This window comes from Vibrio sp. 10N.261.52.A1, from assembly GCF_002876325.1.
GTDB lineage: Bacteria > Pseudomonadota > Gammaproteobacteria > Enterobacterales > Vibrionaceae > Vibrio > Vibrio chagasii.
Genome location: NZ_MCYD01000558.1, coordinates 1,161 through 1,549 on the forward strand (window position 1 = coordinate 1,161; position 389 = coordinate 1,549).

Here is a 389-nt window from a genome sequence, read left to right on the forward strand (position 1 = left end):
TTGAGCTTTAAACCAGCTATCAGTTAGACGATATCAAGGCTGCTAAACAGGTCATAGAGTTGGTGAGATTTATAAGGCTTGGGTAAATAGGCATTCATGCCTGCATCAAAGCAATCTTTGATGTCTTCTTCTAATACACTTGCGGTTAAGGCAATAATTGGTAGTGGTGTCGTTTGTTGCTCGCTCTCCCACTGTCGGATTGCTCTGGTCGCAGTTATCCCATCCATGACTGGCATCATGCAATCCATCAACACGGCATCAAATTGCGCGCCCTGAGTAATAACATCAACCGCCTCTTGTCCATTACTAGCAATTAGATACTCGTAACCTGCTTGTTCAAGAAAGAAGCTCGCTATCTTCTGATTCATCAAGTTATCTTCGACAATCAA

General features: G+C 42.9%; 1 protein-coding gene. It reads right to left on the reverse strand.

Going from position 1 to position 389, the window contains the following annotated elements; genetic code table 11:
- Nucleotides 1-23: 23 nt before the first annotated feature.
- The coding region (locus BCT81_RS08675) for a response regulator (RefSeq protein ID WP_133152593.1) at nt 24-389 on the reverse strand (366 nt) is incomplete at its 5' end.